Consider the following 19,254-nt stretch of genomic DNA (forward strand, 5'->3'; position numbering starts at 1 on the left):
GTCGTGTGCAGGTGTTGGCCCGAAAGGAGGGCCGCGATGTCCCTGATTTCCAGCATAGACGATGTGCAATCCCGTCTCGGCGCACAGGGCTACGTGTGCGGGCGGGCGCTCGGGACCGTCGCCTATCTGGCGCTGAAACTGGGCCGCCCGCTTTTCCTCGAGGGCGAGGCGGGCACCGGCAAGACCGAGATCGCCAAGGCGCTGAGCGCGGCCATGGGACGGCGCCTGATCCGGTTGCAGTGCTACGAGGGCCTCGACTCCGCGACCGCCGTCTATGAATGGAACTTCGCCGAGCAGATGATCGCCATCCGCGCCGCGGAAGCCTCGGGCGGTGTCGATCGCGAGATGCTCAAGGACGAACTCTTCACCGAGGAATTCCTGATCGAACGTCCGCTGCTGCAGGCAATGAGGTGGCAATCGGGCGGTGCGCCGGTGCTGCTGATCGACGAGATCGACCGCACCGATGAACCTTTCGAGGCATTCCTGCTCGAGGCGCTGAGCGACTTTCAGGTCACGATCCCGGAACTCGGCACCATCCGCGCGCCCGAACCGCCGATCGTGATCCTGACCTCGAACCGGACCCGCGAAGTGCATGACGCCCTCAAGCGCCGATGCCTGTACCACTGGGTCGACTACCCCGCATTCGACCGCGAGATCGAGATCCTGCGCGCCCGCGCCCCCGAGGCCGCCGAACGCCTCAGCCGCGAGGTCGTGGCCTTCGTTCAGAGGCTGCGCGGCGAGGATCTGTTCAAGAAGCCCGGTGTCGCGGAAACCGTCGACTGGGCGAAATGCCTGCTGGCGCTCGACGTGATCAGCCTCAGCCCCGAGGTCATCACCGACACGCTGGGGGCGATCCTCAAATACCAGGACGACATCGCCCGCCTGCAGGGCTCGGAAGCCAAGCGCATTCTGGACGAGGTGCGCGCGGGGCTGGATCCGGCATGAGGCTTCATCTGGCTTCAAATACCTCGGGGGTGCGGGGGCAGCGCCCCCGCGCGGTGCCATGACCGGACCGGCGCCGCCCGACCTGCCGGAGAGACCCCGGCTCACGCACAACATCACCCATTTCGCCCGGGCACTGCGCCGGGCGGGGCTGCCGATCGGAACCGGCCGGGTGATCGACGCCATACGCGCCGTCGAGGCTGCGGGCTTCACCTCGAGGACGGATTTCTTCTGGACGCTGCAGGCCTGCTTTGTCTCGCGCCCCGAGCATCGGGTCGTTTTCGCTCAGGTCTTTCGCCTTTACTGGCGGGATCCGCGGTTCATGGAACACATGATGTCGATGATGCTGCCTGCCATTCATGGCGCACAGGACGACCGGATCGCGCAGGCCGCCGAACGACGCGCGGCCGAGGCGCTTCTCGACGGGGCCGAGCCCGACCGCCCCGAGACCGGCACGCAAGAGCCGGGCGAGGAGCTGGAGATTGACGCATCAGCCACCATGTCGGGGGAAGAACGTCTGCGCAGCCTCGATTTCGAACAGATGAGCGCCGCCGAGACCGCCGAGGCCAAGCGCCTCCTGGCCGGGATGACCCTGCCGGTGCGGCCGCTGCCATCGCGTCGGGGCCAGGCAAGCCATGCCGGACACCGACTCGATGCGCGCAGAACCATCCGTGCGGCGATGCGGCGGGGCGGCGAGATGCGCCAGATCCACATGCAGAAACCGCGGCCGCGCTGGCCCAACCTTGTCGTGCTTTGCGACATTTCGGGCTCCATGAGCCAATACAGCCGCATGGTCTTGCATTTTCTCCATGCCGTAAGCAACCGCAAGGGCGCCGGCTGGGCCAGGGTTCACGCGTTCACCTTTGGCACCCGACTGACCAACATCACCCGGCACCTGGCCAACCGCGACGTGGACACGGCCCTTGCGGCGGCCGGTCGCGAGGCGCAGGATTGGGAAGGGGGCACGCGGATCGGCGCCTGCCTGCACAGTTTCAACCGCGACTGGTCGCGCCGTGTCATGGGCGCCGGGGCGGTGGTGCTCCTGATCACCGACGGGCTGGATCGCGACGATCCCGACGGCCTCTCCCGCGAGATGGAGCGGTTGCACCTGTCATCGCGCCACCTGATATGGCTCAATCCGCTGCTTAGGTGGGAGGGTTTCGCCCCCAGAGCGAAGGGCATCGCCGCCATGCTGCCCCATGTCGACAGTTTCCGGGCCGGGCACTCCATCGCCACTCTGGAGGATCTGGCCGCCGCCATCACCCGTCCCGGTGACACTGGCGAGAAAGACCGGTTGATGTCCGCTCTGTAGGGCTGCGTCCAGCAGGGTGCGGGCTTGAGCTCGATCAAGGCGGGGAACCGGCACATTCAATATATTCAGTAAATGGAATATAACTGGAGGACGTTCCGATGCCACTGAACTGGAAGTCGGGCGGGGTTGTGCTGGGCCTCGTCTTTTTCGCGGCGGTGCTGCTGGTCAAGCCAATCGGCGTAAGCACGCAGTTCGTGATTCTCGATGCGATCATTGCCGACGCCGCCAATCCCGGCCTGATCACCAAGACCGAGGCCGGTCACACATCGACCAACGCCTATCTGGCGAAATCCGGCGGAAAATACGCTGGCAACGCCGCCGATCCGCTGAATTACAGCTTCATCTTCGTGCTCGCGATGGCAGGCGGGGCGCTCGTGTCCGTGTTGCTACGCGGCGGGCTGGGCGAGGACGAACGCCGGATGCCGGCGATCTGGCGGGCCAATTACGGCGATACGCCCTGGAAGCGCCATGCCCTGACCTTTCTTGGCGGGTTCGTGGTCCTCTACGGGGCGCGTCTGGCCGGTGGTTGCACCTCGGGGCACATGATGAGCGGGACGATGCAGACCGCGATTTCCGGCTATATCTTCACCGTCGCGGCCTTCGCGGCCGCGATACCGACCGCAATGATCCTCTACAGACGGGAGGTCTGAGCCATGACCACGATCATTCTTGCCATCATCATCGGAGCGGCCTTCGGGGCGGCTCTGGACCGGATCGGCGCGACAAGCCCGAACTGGATCGGGCGGATGCTGACCCTGACCAATCTCCACCTCATGAAGACGATCCTGCTGGCCATCGGGGTCGGGTCGGCGCTCATGTTCGGCGGCCAGACCCTGGGCCTTGTCGAGGTTGCCAACATGTCCGTCAAGACGGCTTATGTCGGGGTCGCGATCGGTGGGCTGCTTCTCGGTGCGGGATGGGCTGCCGCGGGTTACTGCCCCGGCACCGGGGTTGCAGCGGCGGCCTCGGGGCGGCGCGATGCGTGGTCCTTCGTGGCCGGCGGTCTTCTGGGCGCGGCGGCCTACATGGTCTCCTATCCGGCGTGGAACGGCAGCGGTCTGCTGGACGGTGCCAAGTTGACACTGGGCGAAGTGCCCGGGGCCGGATACCCCGGGCTGACCGGGCTGCCCGGTGACATCCTGGGGCTGGTCATGGCTGCTGTCATGATCGCGGTGGCCTTTCTTTTGCCGGACCGCATCGTGAGTCGCCCCGCGGGGGCGCCGGCGGAATGACCGACGGATAATCCGGCCTTCCGCCGGTCACTGGTCGGGAACGGGCGGCGCGGGCGCGGCATCTTGAATGCCGTGCCCTTTTGCGTTTGAGCTTCGGCAGCCGGACAGGGCATACTGACGGCGGCAGGGAGACCGTGTAATGGCAGAGGCAATGGCAGAGTTCGACGACATCCCGGAAACCGCGCTGGCCTGGCATCGGGCCGGGAAGGGCGCGGCACTGGCCACGGTGGTCGAGACATGGGGCAGCGCGCCAAGGCGCGTGGGCAGCCAACTGGCGATTTCTGGACACTCCGAGATCGCCGGCTCGGTCTCCGGCGGCTGCGTTGAAGGGGCGGTGGTCGCCGAGGCCCTCGACGCCATCGAGACGGGCGAGCCTGTGATGCTGGAATACGGTGTCAGCGACGATGACGCATTTGCCGTCGGGCTGGCCTGCGGTGGCACCATACGGGTGCTGGTCGAGCCGGTGGGCACGGCCCTGCCGGAAACGCTGTTGCAGGAACTTGTCGCGGCCCGCATCGCCCGCGATCCCGTGGCCTGCCTGACCGGGCTCGGGGTCGAACCGCGGCTGGAGCGGTCGGGCCACGCCGACAGGTTCCGCATGGACCGGTCGGGATTCGAGGCCGATGGCAAGACCTTCGTGGCAATCCACAACCCGCCGCTTCGCCTGATCGTGGTGGGGGCGGTGCATATCGCGCAGGCCCTGCTGCCGATGGCGCGGATCGCCGGATACGATCCCTTGCTGATCGACCCGCGGGATGCCTTCGGATCGGCGGCGCGTTTTCCCGGGGAAACGATCATCGACGACTGGCCCGATGCGGCGCTGGATCGCGCCGGGCTGGACATGCGCACCGCGGTGGTGCTGCTGACCCATGATCCCAAGCTGGACGACCCGGCGCTGGACAGGGCGCTGAGATCGGACGCGTTCTACGTTGGCGCGCTCGGGTCCCGTCGAACTCATGCAAAACGGGTATCGCGGCTGACGGATGCGGGATTCTCGGCAACCGAGATCGGGCGCATCCACGGGCCCGTTGGCCTTGATATCGGGGCCGCGGGCCCTGCGGAAATCGCCGTGAGCATCCTTGCCCAGATGACCGACGTGCTGAGACGCGGGACATGAAATTCGGCCCGGTGCCCCTGGACCAGGCGCGTGGCGCGATCCTCGCCCATTCCGAGGACGTGGACGGCAAACGGCTGCGCAAGGGGCAGTGCCTGACGGACGACCATATCGCGGCGCTCCGCAAGGCCGGACGTGCCGAAGTCACGGTGGCGCGGCTGGATCCGGACGATCTTCACGAGGATGAAGCTGCGGCGGTTCTGGCCCGGTCACTGAATGACGGCGCGTCGCATGTGCATGCCGGGGCGCCGTTTACCGGGCGCGTCAACCTGATTGCCGACCGGCCCGGCGTGGTGCGGATTGACGCGGAGCGGATCAATGCCGCCAATGCCGTCGATCCGATGATCACTGTGGCCACTGTGCCCGACTACCACCAGATCCACCCCGGCGGCATGATCGCCACGGTCAAGATCATCGCTTACGGTGTGCCCGGCCGGGCCCTGGACCGTGCGACGGATCTTGCGCGCGGGGCGGTGCGCCTTGCGATCGCGACCCATGCCACCGCGAGCCTCATTGTCACCGAAAGCCCCGGAGGCCCGGGCGACAAGGGCGTGGAGGCGATCGAGGCGCGGGTCACGGGCCTCGGCATGACGCTGGCCGAAACCCGCCGATGCGATCATGACAGCGCCGAACTGGCCGGGGAAATCGCCGCGGCGTCTGGCGATATCGTGCTGATTCTCACCGTGTCGGCAACCTCCGACAGCTGCGATACCGCGCCGGAGGCGTTGCGCCGTGCCGGCGGCAGGCTGATCCGGTTCGGGATGCCGGTCGATCCCGGCAATCTTCTGTTCATCGGCAAGATTTCGGGGCGGCCGGTGATCGGGCTGCCTGGCAGCGCCCGCAGCCCGGTCCTGCACGGTGCGGACTGGGTGCTGGCGCGGGTCGCCTGCGGGTTGTCGGCCGGCTCGGACGACATCGCGGCAATGGGCGTTGGCGGGCTCTTGAAGGAGATTCCGACGCGGCCACAACCGCGGCGCTCCAGGGGCTGAGGCGGGACACCGTAGAGGGAAGGCAAGAAACCGGGTTCTCAACCGGCCGGGGGCGTGCTTAACTCGCAGCAGAATGCATAGCCGAACCAGAGGGGAGAAGCCGATGCCGAAGGTCAGCATGACCGTGAATGGCAAGCCCGCGTCGGGCGAGATCGAAGGCCGGACGCTGCTTGTTGAATTCCTCAGAGAGACACTTGGCCTGACGGGCACGCATGTGGGCTGCGACACCAGCCAGTGCGGAACCTGCGTGGTTCATGTCAACGGGCGTGACGTCAAGGCCTGCACGATGTTTGCCGCCGAGGCCGAGGGCGCCGACGTCAAGACGATCGAGGGCATGGCCGCGAGCGATGGCGCCCTGCATCCCGTTCAGAAGGCCTTCCAGGATCACCACGGCCTGCAATGCGGGTTCTGCACGCCGGGCATGGTCATGACGGCGGCGGCTCTGCTCGAAAGCAACCCGTCACCAAGCGAGTCCGAGGTGCGCGAGTATCTCGAGGGCAATATCTGCCGCTGCACCGGATATCACAACATCGTGAAAGCCATCATGGCGGCGAGCGGCCAGGACGTGAGCCGCGTCGCGGCGGAATAGGCGATTAAAAGGGGCGCTGCCCCCGCGCCTGCGGCGCTCCCCCGGAGTATTTCGGGAAAGATGAAGCGCCGCGGGTCATGGACCGGGCAAGGCCCCGGAGGATTTCAGGGAGGAACGAGACATGCCAAAAGACGGAGGCATCGGTGCCAGCAGCAAGCGGCGCGAGGACGTGCGGTTTCTGACCGGCACGGGAAATTATACCGACGACATCAACATGCACGGCCAGGCCCATGCGGTCTTTGCGCGCTCCAATGTCGCGCATGGACGGATCAAATCCATCGACACCTCGGCGGCCGAGGCGATGGAGGGCGTTCTGGCCGTTTTCACCGGTGAGGATTTCGCCGAGGTCGGCGGCAATCCCGCCGGCTGGTACATCGAGAGCCGGGACGGCACCGCGATGAAGGAGCCCAAGCGCCCGGTCCTGGCACACGGGAAGGTCCGCCACGTGGGCGATGCCTATGCCGCCGTCATCGCCGGGACGCGCGAACAGGCCGAGGCCGCCGCCGAGGCGATCGAGGCCGATATCGAGGATCTGCCGGCGGTTGTGAACATGGATCGTGCGCTCGACGGGGCGGACGGGTTCGTGCATGACGAGATCGGCACCAACGAGGTTTTCGACTGGGGCTGGATCGAGGACAACCGCGCAGCGGTGGACGAGGCGATCAGGACCGCGCCCCATGTCACCACAATGGAGCTGGTCAACAACCGCTGCATTCCCAACGCGCTGGAACCGCGGGCCTCGCTGGCGACCTACAACCCCGGCTCGGACGAATACACGCTGCACACCACGTCGCAGAACCCGCACCTGACGCGGCTCCTGATCTCGGCCTTCGTCCTCGGCATCCCGGAAAACAAGCTGACCGTGGTGGCGCCGGACGTGGGGGGCGGTTTCGGTTCCAAGATCTACCATTACGGCGAGGAGGCGCTGGTCCTGGCCGCGGCGAAGAAGCTGAAGCGGCCAGTGAAGTGGACCGCCACGCGCTCGGAATCCTTCATGACCGACGCGCATGGCCGCGATCACGAGACCAGGATCGAACTGGCCTGCGAGAAGGACGGTACCTTCATTGCCGTGCGCACCGAGACGAAGGCCAATGTCGGTGCCTACCTGTCGAATTTCGCGACGGTCACGCCCACCTTCCTGCACGGCACGCTGATGGCGGGAAACTACACGGTGCCCAATGTCTACGTGAACGTGAAGGCGGTGATGACCAACACCGCGCCGGTGGACGCCTATCGCGGCGCCGGGCGCCCCGAGGCGACCTATTCGCTCGAGCGGGTGATCGACAAGGCGGCGCGCGAGTTGGGGATCGATCCGATCGCGATCCGGCGCAAGAATTTCGTCAAGCCGGACCAGTTTCCCTATACCACGCCGGTGGCGCTTCAATACGACACCGGCGATTATGACGCGCTGATGGACAAGCTGGAGGAAATCGCGGAGGTATCGGGGTTCGAGGCGCGGCGCGCCGAGAGCGAGCGCAATGGCAAGCTTCGCGGATTGGGCATCAATTCCTATATCGAGGCCTGCGGCATCGCGCCCAGCAACCTCGTGGGGCAGCTCGGCGCCCGGGTGGGGCTTTACGATGCCGCCACGGTGCGGGTGAACGCCACCGGCAATCTCAGCGTCATGGTTGGGGCGCACAGCCACGGGCAGGGCCACGAGACCGCTTTCGCGCAGGTCGTTGCCGAGATGCTTGGGATCGACGCCGGGATGATCGACATCGTGCATGGCGACAGTTCCAAGATCCCCTTCGGCATGGGCACCTACGGCTCACGATCGCTTGCGGTTTGCGGCTCGGCGATGGTGCGGGCGACCGAGAAGGTGATCAACAAGGCCAGGAAGATCGCGGCGCACATGATGGAGGCCAGCGAGGCCGATATCGAGTTCAGGGACGGCGCGTTTTCAGTCGCGGGCACCGACAAGTCAGTCGCCTGGGGGGAGGTGGCGCTCAAGGCCTACATCCCGCATGATTTTCCGCTGGAGGATATCGAGCCGGGCCTGGAGGAAACCGCATTTTATGACCCGGCCAACTTCACCTACCCGGCGGGCGCCTATGCCTGCGAGGTGGAGGTCGATCCCGAGACCGGAAAGGTGACGGTCGAGCGTTTCGCCGCCGCCGACGATTTCGGCAACGTGATCAACCCGATGATCGTTTCCGGTCAGGTGCATGGCGGGCTGGCCCAGGGGATCGGGCAGGCGCTTCTGGAGGGGGCGGTCTATGACGAGGACGGTCAGCTCCTGTCGGCCAGTTACATGGACTACACCATGCCACGGGCTGATGACCTGCCGTTCTATGACATCGACCATTCGTGCCAGACGCCCTGTACGCACAACCCCCTCGGCGTGAAGGGCTGCGGAGAGGCCGGTGCGATCGGCAGCCCCCCGGCGGTGGTGAATGCCGTCGTCGACGCGCTGCAGCGGGCAGGACGCGACGTGCCCCACATCGACATGCCGCTGACGCCCGCGCGCGTCTGGGCCGCGATGCAGGATTGAGGAGGTCAAGATGTACGCATTCGATATCGAACGTCCCGCAACAATCGCCGATGCGATCAAGGCCCTTTCGGCCGAGGAGGCCCTGGCGCTGGCCGGCGGCCAGACACTCATACCGACGCTGAAGCAACGGCTTGCAGCGCCCTCACGGCTTGTGAGCTTGTCAGCCATCAGCGAGATGCAAGGCGTCTGCCGGGCCGATGACGGATCGCTTTGCATCGGCGCGGGGACGACCCATGCCGAGGTGGCCGGCGGGGCAGGGGCCTACCCGGCCCTCGCGGCCCTGGCGGCCAATATCGGCGACCCCGCCGTCCGCAACCGGGGCACCATCGGCGGGAGCCTTGCAAACAACGATCCTTCGGCCTGTTACCCGGCGGCAGTCCTCGGTTCGGGGGCTCTCATCATCACCAGCACGCGCGAGATCGCGGCCGAAGATTTCTTCGACGGTATGTTCGCGACGGCGTTGGAGGAAGGGGAACTCATCACCGAAATCCGTTTTCCCGTGCCCGAAATGGCAGCCTACATGAAATTCGAACAACCGGCCTCGCGCTTCGCGCTGGTCGGGGCCTTCGTGGCGAAATACGCCGATGGTGTGCGCGTCGCGATCACCGGCGCTTCGGAAGAGGGGGTTTTCCGCTGGTCCGGGGCCGAGGACGCCCTGGGCGCGGATTTCTCCGCGGCGGCCCTCGACGGGCTGTCGCTGGAGGGGGCGGGGATGATCACCGATCTGCATGGCAGCGGCGATTACCGCGCCCATCTGGCGGCGGTGATGACGAAACGGGCGGTCGCGGCCGCCGGGTAGAGCCGGGTGGAGCGCCCTGCGGGCGCGCAGTCTTGTCTCGTCACCCGCCTCCGGCGGGTTTCTCGGGATGCCTCCGGCGGGAGTATTTCGGGAAAGATGAAGAGGGGGCTGCTCATCTTTCCGGAAGCGGTCCGAGGGGTTTGGGCTGAGCCCCGGCGCTCAGCCCCAGAGCCGGGGTTCGGCGATTTCCAGGGAATTGCCGGCCGGATCGCGGAAATAGATCGACCGCGCGCCGTTGGGCCAATCGAAATCGGCCTCGACCGGGTATCCGGCGGCTTCGAGCCGGGTGCGCCAGAGGTTGATTTCGTCGCGTGTGGCGGCAAAGCAGAGATGTCCGGGGCCATGCGCCCCGTGGGGCGGCACCGGCAGCGCCGGGTTCGAACCGCCGGCGGTGGTGGCCACGGGATCGAAGATCAGCAGCACCGTCGGCCCGACCCTGAAGAAGACATGCCGTCCCGCGACGCGGATGATCTCCTCGAGGCCCATCACGCCGCCATAGAACCGCGCCGCGGCCTTGAGATCGTCGGCATAGAGCGCCGCCTCGAGAACCGCGCCGGGCGGCGGGGCGTGGGGCAGGGCGGACATGGCGCCCCTCGCGTCAGGCCCGCCGGCGGGCCCGGCTACGGCTTCCCGCGCGGCCGCCCCGGCCGCCCGCGGTTTCCTCGCCGGGTTTGGGCGGTGCCTTGTTGAACCTGATCCAGGCGCTGCCGTGGGGGTCGTTGTTGGTCAGGAAATTGGCTGCACGTATCGCCTCCATCTCCTTGCCCGGGCGCGGCTTGGTGGAGCCAAGCCCGAAGAGCTGGCAGAAGGTTTCATCATCCATGCTTTCGGGCAGGACAATGCCCTGTGCGGCGACTTCGGCCTTCTTTGCGGCGATATCGGCCTGTTTCACCGGGAGGGCAACGGGGTTCATGATCGCGCTCGTCATCCCGGCGCCCATGGCCATGGGCAGGAACGCGTTGTTGATGCCATGGCGGTTGGGCAATCCGAACGAGATGTTGGACGCACCGCAAGTGGTGTTGACGCCCAGTTCCTCGCGCAGGCGCCGCACCAGTGTGAACACCTGCTGGCCGGCCGTGCCCATGGCCCCGATCGGCATCACAAGCGGATCGACCACGATGTCATGGGCGGGAATGCCGAAGTCGGCAGCGCGTTGAACGATCTTCCTCGCGACCTCGAAACGCACTTCGGGGTCCTCGGAGATCCCGGTATCGTCATTGGAGATCGCCACCACCGGCACATCGTATTTCTTCACCAGCGGCAGCACTTCCTCGAGGCGCTCTTCCTCGCCGGTGACCGAGTTCAGAAGCGGCCGGCCATGGGCGGTTTCAAGACCCGCCTTGAGCGCCGCCGGAACCGAACTGTCGATGCAGAGCGGCAGATCCACTAGCCCTTGCACGAGCTCGACCACCTTCGTCATCAGCGGCGGCTCTGTCTCGTTCGGGTTCGGATTGGAATTGTAGACAACGCCCGCGTTGATATCCAGCACCGTGGCGCCCGCATCGGCCTGTGCGACCGCGTCGGCCTCGACGGTGGAGAAATCCCCGGCCTCCAGTTCGGCGGCCAGCTTCTTGCGCCCCGTGGGGTTGATCCGTTCACCAATGACGCAGAAGGGTTCGTCGAACCCGATGATGGCGGTCTTGGTCTTGCTTTCGACGACAGTGCGGGTCATTTGAAGTCCTTCAGGATGCGTTTGCCGGCCGCGCGGAGCGGCCGCCGTGTTCGATCGCCCAGTTGGCGTTGGTCTTGATACCGCCCAGCGGAAAGAAATGCACTCCGGTGATGTTGAAGTCCGGGTTCGCAGCCTTGTGGGCGGCGAGTTCTGTCAGCACTTCGGTCGGTTCGTAGGGCAGCAGGAGCTTGGACACGTCCATAGCCCGTTTCTGCAGAACTTTCAAAGACGGACCAACCCCACAGGCAATGGCGAACTTGATCAGCGTCTGCAGTTTCGCAGGTCCGGCGATACCGATATGGATGGGCATGGTTATGCCGGCCGCGTGCAGGCTGTCGGCCCATTTGATCAGCGGCCCGGCGTCAAAGGCGAACTGGGTGGCGATTGCCATCTCTGCATCGGTGGTTTCCGAGAATTTCTGCTTCCAGTGCAGCGCCTCGTCCACGTTGGCGGTGCCGCCCTTGGGATCGATATCGCGGTTGCCCTCGGGATGGCCGGCGACGTGAAGACGCTTGAAACCGGCCTTGTCGAATTCGCCCGATTCCATCAACTGCATCGAGCTGTGAAAATCACCGTGGGGTTTTTCCACGCCACCGGCCAGCAAAAGCGCCTGATCGACACCCGCCTCCCCCTGATAGCGCGCGATCCAGTCCCGGAGGGTCGCCTGGTCCTTGATGATTCGTGCCGGGAAATGCGGCATGACCCTGTAGCCTTCGCCCGCCACGCGGCGGGCGGTCGCGACCATCTCGTCGATCGGAGTGCCCTCGATATGGGCGATGTACACCCGCGTGCCCTCGGGCAGGAGATCGCGGAAATCCTCGACCTTCTCGGCGGTGCGCGGCATCACCTCGATCGAGTACCCTTCGAGGAACGCCTCGAGATCGCGGTTGGCCGGTGCAGGGGCCTCGGCGCCCGCATCACGTTTCCTGAAATTCAACAGCCCCATTGCGGCCTCCCATATTCCTTTCGGGCTCATGCCCAGCCATCGTTTGCTATCAGGGACTTGATACGCTCCTGACCGTATTCCGCATCGATCCTTGCCGCCTCCGCGGCGGCAACCTCGGCGGGATCGCCCTCGACCGGGTAAGGGGCGGCCTTGCGCCATTCGGCCAGGTAGGCATCCGTGTCTTCCGCACCAATCTTCATCGCCGCCCGGTCGATAGCCTGCTCGAAGCGTTCCGGCAGGGGCTGTTTCGCCCCGCGGCGGCCCTTGCCCACGATCACCTGCGCGGGGATGTCCCGCCAATAGACTATGGTCACGTCAACCATGGATGATTCCCCTTTTCTCGTGGCCCTTCTCTAAAGCAGGGTGGACGGTCGGCGGGGTCGGATTTCGACAGAACGCGCGCAACCTGCGACGAAAACATCCTGCCACGGGCGACGGGTCAGTTTCCACCGTGGAGGGGCCGCATTCTTCTCAAGAAGATGTTGAGGCAGTGCGGCGCTTGCGTGGCCGCCGTCAAGACACTACCTTTGATCCAACTCGAAATGGAGGGCGTGAAGTGATGGCGCCCAAGCGTCCCGAAGGTGCGGGCGCGTTCCCTCAAGCGGTTGAAAGCCCCGCGCCAAATCCGTCCGGTCGGCCGCCTCTCTACGCGGCACTCGATCTGGGCACAAACAGTTGCAGGATGCTGATTGCCCGTCCAAGGGGCACTCAGTTTCAAGTCGTGGACAGTTTTTCGAAATCGGTCCAGTTGGGCGCCGGGCTGGAACGATATGGCCGCTTGTCCCGGAATTCGATCCAGCGGACGATCCAGGCGCTGCGGGTCTGCCAGCAGAAGCTCAGGCGGCACGACGTGAGCCGCATGCGCCTTGTCGCCACCGAAGCCTGCCGTCGTGCCGACAATGGCGCACAATTCATGGATCGGGTCCGGCGCGAGACCGGACTCGATCTTGAGATCATAAGGCCGCTGGAAGAAGCGCAGCTTGCAGTGGTGTCCTGCGCGCCACTTGTGGGGCGAAAGACCGAACAGTTGCTCGTGGTCGATATCGGCGGCGGCTCAACCGAGCTTGTCTGGCTCGATCTCCGGGGTATCGCCAAGAAGGACAAGGCCAAGGCGATCATGCGCCTGCATACCGGCTTCAATCACGACGACGACCGCCTGCCGCGTGCCCGCGTGGTCGACTGGATCAGCGTTCCGCTCGGCGTGGCCACATTGCGCGACCAGTTCAACGATGTGGAGGACGACAGTGCGCGCTTCGCGCTGATGAGCTGGTTCTTCGAGGAGAACCTGGCCGAGTTCGCCCCCTACAAGGACGAGCAATCCCGCGAGGGTTTCCAGATTGTCGGAACCAGCGGCACGGTGACCACTGTGGCGGCCAGCCATCTGGGCCTGCGCCGGTATGACCGCAATCGCGTTGATGGATTGCGCATGACCAGTGACGAGATAGACAGGGTTATCCGGTCCTATCTGCATCTCGGACCCGAGGGGCGACGGCGGGACCCGCGCATCGGGCTGGATCGTCAGGCGCTGATCATGTCGGGCGCCGCGATTCTACAGGCGTTGCTGCGCTGCTGGCCGACGGACCGCCTTTCGGTCGCGGACCGCGGGCTGCGCGAAGGTATGCTGTATGCTCAGATGACCGCCGACGGCGTGCTGGGTGAAGAAGAGGAGGCGTGATGGCGCGCACACCCGACGGCAAGAACACATCCGGGCGCGGACAGCGCGACCTCAAGGTCAAGGTCAAGACGGCACGGGGACGCAAATCCTCGTCCACGCGATGGTTGCAGCGCCAGCTCAACGATCCTTACGTGAAGCGTGCCCAGGCGGACGGCTATCGCGGGCGCGCCGCTTACAAGATCATGGAACTGGATGACAAATACCGGTTCCTTCTGCCCGGGGCCCGGGTGATCGACCTGGGCTGCGCCCCCGGAGGCTGGTGCCAGGTGGCGGCGGCGCGGGTCAATGCGTCGGGCACACGGCCGGGCAAGCCCGTCGGAACGATCCTCGGCGTCGACCTGCAACCGGTCGAACCGATTCCCGGTTGCGAGATCCATCAGCTTGACTTCATGGCAGACGGGGCCGACGAGACGTTGCGCGGGTGGATGGACGACGCGTGCGCAGACGTAGTGATGTCCGACATGGCGGCGGCTTCGAGCGGCCACAAGCAGACAGATCACCTGCGCATCATCGCCCTGTGCGAAGCGGCAGCGGAGCTGGCTTTCGACGTGCTGGACGAGGGCGGCACATTCGTCTCGAAGGTGCTGGCCGGCGGGGCGGAGGGCGACCTGCAAAAGCTGCTGAAGACGCGGTTTCTGAAGGTGGCGAATGTCAAGCCGCCGGCATCACGCGCCGACAGTTCGGAAAAATTCGTCGTGGCGACGGGGTTCCGTGGTTAACCACGCCGTTTGCTCGGATCGTCGGCGCCCTCGGCCTCTATCATGTCAGGGTAGACCAGCCCGGCGGAAATCACCAGCTTCGCCGCCTCCTCGACACTCATGTCCAGCTCGATCACATCCTCGCGCGGAAAGAAAAGCAGGAATCCCGATGTCGGATTCGGCGTGGTGGGGACGAACACGCTCAACAATTCGCCGCCGGTTTCGGCGCGATTGGTGACTTCGCCTTTCGCGCGTGTGGATATGAAGCCGATCGCCCAGATGTCCTTGCGCGGGTACTGTATCAGGCACGCCTTCTCGAAAGAGCGTTCGGATTGCGCGAACACGGTTTCGGCGATCTGTTTGACGCCCGAATAGATCGAGCGCACCACCGGCATCCGATCAACCAGAGATTCCGCGAAACTGATCAGAGACTTGCCGATCAGGCCCTTCGCGATCCACCCGACGATGATCGTGAAGATGAGAAAGATGATCAGGCCGATGCCGCGCAGGTTGATGCCGATATACTTCTCCGGCTGGAACTTGTAGGGGACCAGCGGCAGGACAAACCCGTCGACCCAGCCAACCAGGGTCCAGATCAGCCATATCGTCAGCCCGACCGGCGCGATCACCACGAGACCGGTCAGGAAACTGGCCCTGAGCCCGGCAAAAAGCCCCGGTTTCCTTGGTTTGAACGGATCTTCTTCGGGCGGGGTTCTCATGACTTCGCGACACCGGTGTTGGACGGATAATTCCTAAGCACAAATTGACGCCTCAGCAACATCCATGAAGCTGTCAAGGCGGTCCGAGTGCACGGCGTGACCGTTTATTGGTCATCCGCCCGGGCACAGACCATCTCGGTGGCGATGCGCGCCGCGAGGCGGGCGTTGTTGCGTATCAACGCGATGTTCGCCTCAAGCGAGCGGCCGTCGGTCAGCTCAAGGATTCGCGCCAGCATGAACGGAGTCACGGCCTTGCCGGTGATGCCACGCTCGGCGGCCTCGCGATCGGCGCGGGCGATGATCGGATCTATTTCAGAGGGCGGGATCCCGGCTTCGGCCGGAACCGGGTTCGCGACCAGCTGGCCACCGGGAAGATCCAGCCGGGCGCGGGCCAGATGCGCCGCCGCGATCCGGGCAGGGCTGTCCATGCGCAAAGGCGCAGGCAGCTCCGACTCCGCCGACCAGAAGGCAGGCAGGCTGTCCTGACCATACGCAATGACGGGCACGCCCAGGGTTTCGAGCACTTCCAGCGTCTTGGGAATGTCGAGGATCGCCTTGGGACCGGCGGACACCACTGTCACCGAAGTTTGTGCCAGTTCCTGCAAATCCGCGGAGATGTCGAAACTGCGTTCCGCGCCCCGATGCACGCCGCCGATCCCACCGGTGGCGAAGGTCGCGATACCGGCGCGGGCCGCGACGATCATCGTTGCCGCCACCGTGGTCGCACCCGATCCGCCGCGGGCGATGCAGGCGCCAAGATCGGCGCGGCTGAGCTTGGCCATGCCGGTAGCCTGCGCCAATCCTTCCAGCGCCTCGGAGGTCAAGCCGACACGGATCCGCCCGTCGAGAACCGCGATGGTGGCCGGAACCGCGCCTGCGGCGCGGATGTCCGCCTCGACCTCCCGGGCGGTTTGCAGGTTTCGGGGCCAGGGCATCCCGTGGGTGACGATGGTGCTTTCCAGCGCCACGATCGGCGTGCCGTTGCGCACTGCCTCGGCAACTTCGGGGGCGGGATGAAGAATATTCAAAGGTCGGTATCTCCTGAAACGTGGATTGCCGCCGCCATAACCGCCCGATCCAGTGCCGCGGCCCGGCCGCTGCCGGAAAGTTCCGCAGCGATATGGGCGGCCATGAACGTGTCGCCCGCGCCGGTCACGCGCGTGATCGGCACCTCCGGCGGCTGTGTCCGAACCAGACCATGTGGTGCCGCATCGCAGGCCGCGCGCGCGCCGTCAGTGACAATCGCGCGCGCCGCGCCGCGATTCAGCAGGGCCTCGGCGGCCCGGTCTGCGCCTTCGAACCGGGATTGGCACAGAATTCCGGCCTCTTCCAGGTTGACATACAGCACGGCGCGACCGTGCTGCAGGAAGGGCAGGAGCCGGCCCGCCTTGCCGGGTGAAGCCGGGGCAACGCGAAGGTCCGCCGCGCGCATCAGCGGCCCGGCGGCAATCTCTTCGAGCATTGCAAGGGTCAGGTTGCCGTCCAGTGCGACGGGTCCGGCGTAGGGACTATCCGGCGTTGCCAACCGGCCATCATGCAAAGGGGCCAGAATACGCTCTCCGGCCGCCTCGAGCGAATGGGCGTCCGCGATCGCGGCCACAAGGCCCTCGATACCCTCGATGGCCATGTACCGGTCTGTCGGCAGGTCGTCGGGCCGGTGGATGAACGCCGTTTCCATCCCGTGTCGCGCACAGGCAAAAGCCAGCTCGTCACCCTGTGGATCGCGACCCACCACGCTCAGCAGTGCCGGGCGCATCCCGAAGCGCAGAAGCGTGAGCGCGATGTTGAAGGCCACGCCGCCGGGATGTCGGGTGATGCGGCCCGGCACATCGGCGCCCTGTCGCATGTGACCGGCTGACCGGCCAATCACGTCCCACAGGACAGACCCGATGCACAGGATATCGCTCATGCCCGAACTTGTTGCCGGTTCAGGGCCGCGGTGCAAGCCCGTTCGCCGGCGGGCAGGGCCCTTGACGACGGGCGTGCAACGGGGGTTGCGCCGGTCCGGCATCGGCTATATACGCGCGGCATTCAATCCGCAGGCACGGGCGGGCCTTCGGGGGAGACATCCCCGAAAAGTCCACCGGTTGAAGCATCCGCTTCTCTTCCCGTGCCGAGGCGTAAACCGGAAAGGAAACAAGACATGGCTCTTCCAGAGTTCACCATGCGCCAGCTTCTCGAAGCCGGCGTTCACTTCGGCCACCAGACGCAACGCTGGAACCCCCGCATGGGCGAGTTCATCTACGGCGCGCGCAACGGCATTCACATCATGGACCTCACGCAGACGGTGCCGATGCTGGACGCGGCGCTCAATGCCATTCGCGAAACCGTCGCGAAGGGCGGCAGGGTCCTGTTCGTGGGAACCAAGCGTCAGGCCAGCGCCCCGGTCGCGGACGCCGCCGAGAAATGCGCACAATATTACATGAACCACCGCTGGCTGGGCGGCACGCTCACGAACTGGAAGACGGTGTCGCAATCCATCAAGCGCCTGAAGGAAATCGACGAGCTTCTGGAAGGCGGTGCCGAGGGCATGACCAAGAAGGAACGCCTCGGCCTGGAGCGCGATCAGGAGAAACTTCAGGCAAGCCTTGGCGGGATCCGCGAGATGGGCGGCGTGCCGGACATGCTGTTCGTGATCGACGTCAAGAAGGAGGCGCTTGCGGTCGCCGAAGCCAAGAAGCTGGGTATTCCGGTCGTCGCGATCGTTGATACCAACTGCTCGCCCGATGGTGTGGATTACATCGTTCCCGGCAATGACGACGCGGCCCGCGCCATCGCGCTTTATTGTGATCTGGTCAGCCGCGCGGCGCTTGACGGCATGTCCGCACAACTTGGGGCCGCCGGCGTCGATGTGGGCGCGATGTCCGAGGCCCCGACCGAAGAGGCCGTGGCGGAGGACACTCCGGATGCCTCCGAGGCGCAGGTTGAACAACCGGCCGAAAACACCGCCGCCCAAAGCTGAGCGGGTTCACGAAACTGTCACGGGATGCGGGCTAATCCGCCCCGGACCCGACCGTATATCTGAGGAGAGCCGAGATGGCGATCACTGCTGCAATGGTGAAACAACTGCGCGACACGACGGGCGCAGGCATGATGGACGCGAAAAAGGCACTGACCGAAACGGACGGCGACATGGACGCCGCCGTGGACTGGCTGCGCACCAAGGGATTGGCAAAGGCCGCCAAGAAGTCGGGCCGCACCGCTGCCGAGGGGCTTGTTGCCGTCAAGGTCGCGAATGGCAAGGGCGTGGCTGTCGAAGTCAACGCCGAAACCGATTTCGTCGCCAAGAATGCTGAATTTCAGGACATGGTGACACGGATCGCTGAAGTCGCGATCGACGTTGACGACATAGAGGCGCTCGCCGCCGCCGACATGGGCGGCAAGAGCGTCGCTGACACGATCACCGACAAGATCGCGACAATCGGTGAAAACATGTCCCTGCGCCGCATGGCCGCGGTCGAGGGCGAAACCGTGGTGTCCTACGTTCACAACGCCGCCGCCGAGGGCATGGGCAAGATCGGCGTCCTGGTCGCGCTGAACGGAGGCGATGCGGCCTTCGGCAAACAGGTCGCGATGCATATCGCCGCCACCAACCCGGCCGCTCTTGACGAAGCGTCGCTTGACAATGCCGTGGTTGAAAAGGAGCGTCAGGTGCAAATCGACATCGCCCGTGAATCCGGCAAGCCCGAGCAGGTGATCGAGAAGATGATCGAAGGCCGCATGAAGAAATTCATGTCCGAGGTGACCCTTATGGGGCAGTCCTTCGTGATCAATCCCGACCTGACGGTTGGTGCCGCCGCCGAGGAAGCGGGCGCCAAGATCGCCGCTTTCGTGCGCCTTGAAGTGGGCGAGGGCATCGAGGTCGAGAAAGAGGATTTTGCCGAAGAGGTCGCAAAGGCCGCCCAGGGTTGATTGCGACACCCGGTATTCGAAAATGGACGGCGCCGCCCCTAGGCGGCGTCTGCATTTAGGGGATTCCCAAATCGGTTCTCGTTTGATTCAAGATCAAAAACGGGAGGCGATCTTGAGCAGACGGACTTTGACAGACAGGCAGTGGGCGATCATCGAACCTTTGG

20 protein-coding genes are annotated in these 19,254 nt (G+C 65.3%); 13 read left to right on the forward strand and 7 right to left on the reverse strand.

From position 1 onward, the window contains the following. Window positions 1-36 precede the first annotated feature (36 nt). The 9 genes from DQW77_RS02370 to DQW77_RS02410 all read left to right on the forward strand — a co-directional run bounded on the left by DQW77_RS02370 (window position 37) and on the right by DQW77_RS02410 (window position 9,468). Window positions 37-945 carry a MoxR family ATPase gene (locus tag DQW77_RS02370; protein ID WP_113256608.1) on the forward strand — a complete coding sequence of 303 codons (909 nt, stop codon included), beginning with the start codon at window positions 37-39 and terminating at the stop codon, window positions 943-945. Window positions 946-1,003: 58 nt separating this feature from the next. Then, window positions 1,004-2,254 (forward strand): VWA domain-containing protein, encoded by a 1,251-nt coding sequence (locus DQW77_RS02375; protein ID WP_113256561.1) that lies wholly within the window; start codon window positions 1,004-1,006, stop codon window positions 2,252-2,254. Window positions 2,255-2,352: 98 nt separating this feature from the next. Next, window positions 2,353-2,904 (forward strand): YeeE/YedE thiosulfate transporter family protein, encoded by a 552-nt coding sequence (locus DQW77_RS02380; protein WP_113256562.1) that lies wholly within the window; start codon window positions 2,353-2,355, stop codon window positions 2,902-2,904. A 3-nt stretch (window positions 2,905-2,907) separates the two neighbouring features. Beyond that, on the forward strand, window positions 2,908-3,486 hold the full coding sequence (locus DQW77_RS02385) for a YeeE/YedE thiosulfate transporter family protein (protein WP_113256563.1): 579 nt from the start codon (window positions 2,908-2,910) through the stop codon (window positions 3,484-3,486). 151 nt (window positions 3,487-3,637) lie between these two features. Continuing rightward, window positions 3,638-4,603, forward strand: coding sequence for an XdhC family protein (locus DQW77_RS02390; RefSeq protein WP_113256609.1), 966 nt, complete (start codon window positions 3,638-3,640; stop codon window positions 4,601-4,603). Next, a complete protein-coding gene (locus tag DQW77_RS02395) occupies window positions 4,600-5,589 on the forward strand; it encodes a molybdopterin-binding protein (RefSeq protein WP_113256564.1) in 990 nt (329 codons plus the stop codon). The genes DQW77_RS02390 and DQW77_RS02395 overlap by 4 nt, the downstream gene beginning before the upstream one ends. 103 nt (window positions 5,590-5,692) lie before the next feature. Next, the gene (locus DQW77_RS02400; RefSeq protein ID WP_113256565.1) at window positions 5,693-6,178 is read left to right on the forward strand and encodes a (2Fe-2S)-binding protein; all 486 of its coding nucleotides are present in this window, start codon (window positions 5,693-5,695) and stop codon (window positions 6,176-6,178) included. Window positions 6,179-6,299: 121 nt separating this feature from the next. Then, entirely contained in the window at window positions 6,300-8,669 is a 2,370-nt protein-coding gene (locus DQW77_RS02405) for a xanthine dehydrogenase family protein molybdopterin-binding subunit (RefSeq protein WP_113256566.1), read from the forward strand. Window positions 8,670-8,679: 10 nt separating this feature from the next. Further along, entirely contained in the window at window positions 8,680-9,468 is a 789-nt protein-coding gene (locus tag DQW77_RS02410) for a xanthine dehydrogenase family protein subunit M (RefSeq protein WP_113256567.1), read from the forward strand. Window positions 9,469-9,627: 159 nt separating this feature from the next. Here DQW77_RS02410 and DQW77_RS02415 read toward each other — a convergent pair whose 3' ends face one another. From DQW77_RS02415 to DQW77_RS02430, 4 genes are read right to left on the reverse strand one after another with little or no spacing between them, the layout of a single operon-like run. Beyond that, on the reverse strand, window positions 9,628-10,053 hold the full coding sequence (locus tag DQW77_RS02415) for a VOC family protein (RefSeq protein ID WP_113256568.1): 426 nt from the start codon (window positions 10,051-10,053) through the stop codon (window positions 9,628-9,630). A gap of 13 nt (window positions 10,054-10,066) precedes the next feature. Beyond that, the gene (locus DQW77_RS02420) at window positions 10,067-11,140 is read right to left on the reverse strand and encodes a methyltetrahydrofolate cobalamin methyltransferase (protein WP_113256569.1); all 1,074 of its coding nucleotides are present in this window, start codon (window positions 11,138-11,140) and stop codon (window positions 10,067-10,069) included. 10 nt (window positions 11,141-11,150) lie between these two features. After that, window positions 11,151-12,086 (reverse strand): methylenetetrahydrofolate reductase, encoded by a 936-nt coding sequence (locus DQW77_RS02425; RefSeq protein ID WP_113256570.1) that lies wholly within the window; start codon window positions 12,084-12,086, stop codon window positions 11,151-11,153. A gap of 26 nt (window positions 12,087-12,112) precedes the next feature. After that, window positions 12,113-12,409 (reverse strand): virulence factor, encoded by a 297-nt coding sequence (locus tag DQW77_RS02430; RefSeq protein WP_113256571.1) that lies wholly within the window; start codon window positions 12,407-12,409, stop codon window positions 12,113-12,115. A 236-nt stretch (window positions 12,410-12,645) separates the two neighbouring features. On the opposite strand from DQW77_RS02430, the gene DQW77_RS02435 reads away from it, so the two are divergent. Continuing rightward, a complete protein-coding gene (locus tag DQW77_RS02435) occupies window positions 12,646-13,761 on the forward strand; it encodes a Ppx/GppA phosphatase family protein (RefSeq protein WP_113256572.1) in 1,116 nt (371 codons plus the stop codon). Continuing rightward, window positions 13,761-14,480, forward strand: coding sequence for an RlmE family RNA methyltransferase (locus tag DQW77_RS02440; protein WP_113256610.1), 720 nt, complete (start codon window positions 13,761-13,763; stop codon window positions 14,478-14,480). The genes DQW77_RS02435 and DQW77_RS02440 overlap by 1 nt, the downstream gene beginning before the upstream one ends. On the opposite strand, the gene DQW77_RS02445 is transcribed toward DQW77_RS02440, so the two are convergent. From DQW77_RS02445 to DQW77_RS02455, 3 genes are all read right to left on the reverse strand, one after another. Further along, a complete protein-coding gene (locus DQW77_RS02445; protein ID WP_113256573.1) occupies window positions 14,477-15,178 on the reverse strand; it encodes a DUF502 domain-containing protein in 702 nt (233 codons plus the stop codon). The two genes, DQW77_RS02440 and DQW77_RS02445, sit on opposite strands and share 4 nt — an antisense overlap. Before the next feature lie 104 nt (window positions 15,179-15,282). Continuing rightward, the gene (locus DQW77_RS02450) at window positions 15,283-16,206 is read right to left on the reverse strand and encodes a pseudouridine-5'-phosphate glycosidase (protein ID WP_113256574.1); all 924 of its coding nucleotides are present in this window, start codon (window positions 16,204-16,206) and stop codon (window positions 15,283-15,285) included. After that, the gene (locus DQW77_RS02455) at window positions 16,203-17,087 is read right to left on the reverse strand and encodes a PfkB family carbohydrate kinase (RefSeq protein WP_113256575.1); all 885 of its coding nucleotides are present in this window, start codon (window positions 17,085-17,087) and stop codon (window positions 16,203-16,205) included. The genes DQW77_RS02450 and DQW77_RS02455 overlap by 4 nt, the downstream gene beginning before the upstream one ends. 234 nt (window positions 17,088-17,321) lie before the next feature. Here DQW77_RS02455 and rpsB point away from each other — a divergent pair, with 234 nt between their 5' ends. Both rpsB and tsf read left to right on the forward strand, forming a co-directional pair. Further along, on the forward strand, window positions 17,322-18,140 hold the full coding sequence (gene rpsB, locus DQW77_RS02460) for a 30S ribosomal protein S2 (protein WP_113256576.1): 819 nt from the start codon (window positions 17,322-17,324) through the stop codon (window positions 18,138-18,140). Between the two features lie 74 nt (window positions 18,141-18,214). Continuing rightward, a complete protein-coding gene (gene tsf, locus DQW77_RS02465) occupies window positions 18,215-19,090 on the forward strand; it encodes a translation elongation factor Ts (RefSeq protein WP_113256577.1) in 876 nt (291 codons plus the stop codon). The last annotated feature ends 164 nt before the right edge of the window (window positions 19,091-19,254 follow it).

The organism is Roseovarius sp. TE539 (assembly GCF_003298505.1).
Taxonomy (GTDB): domain Bacteria; phylum Pseudomonadota; class Alphaproteobacteria; order Rhodobacterales; family Rhodobacteraceae; genus Roseovarius.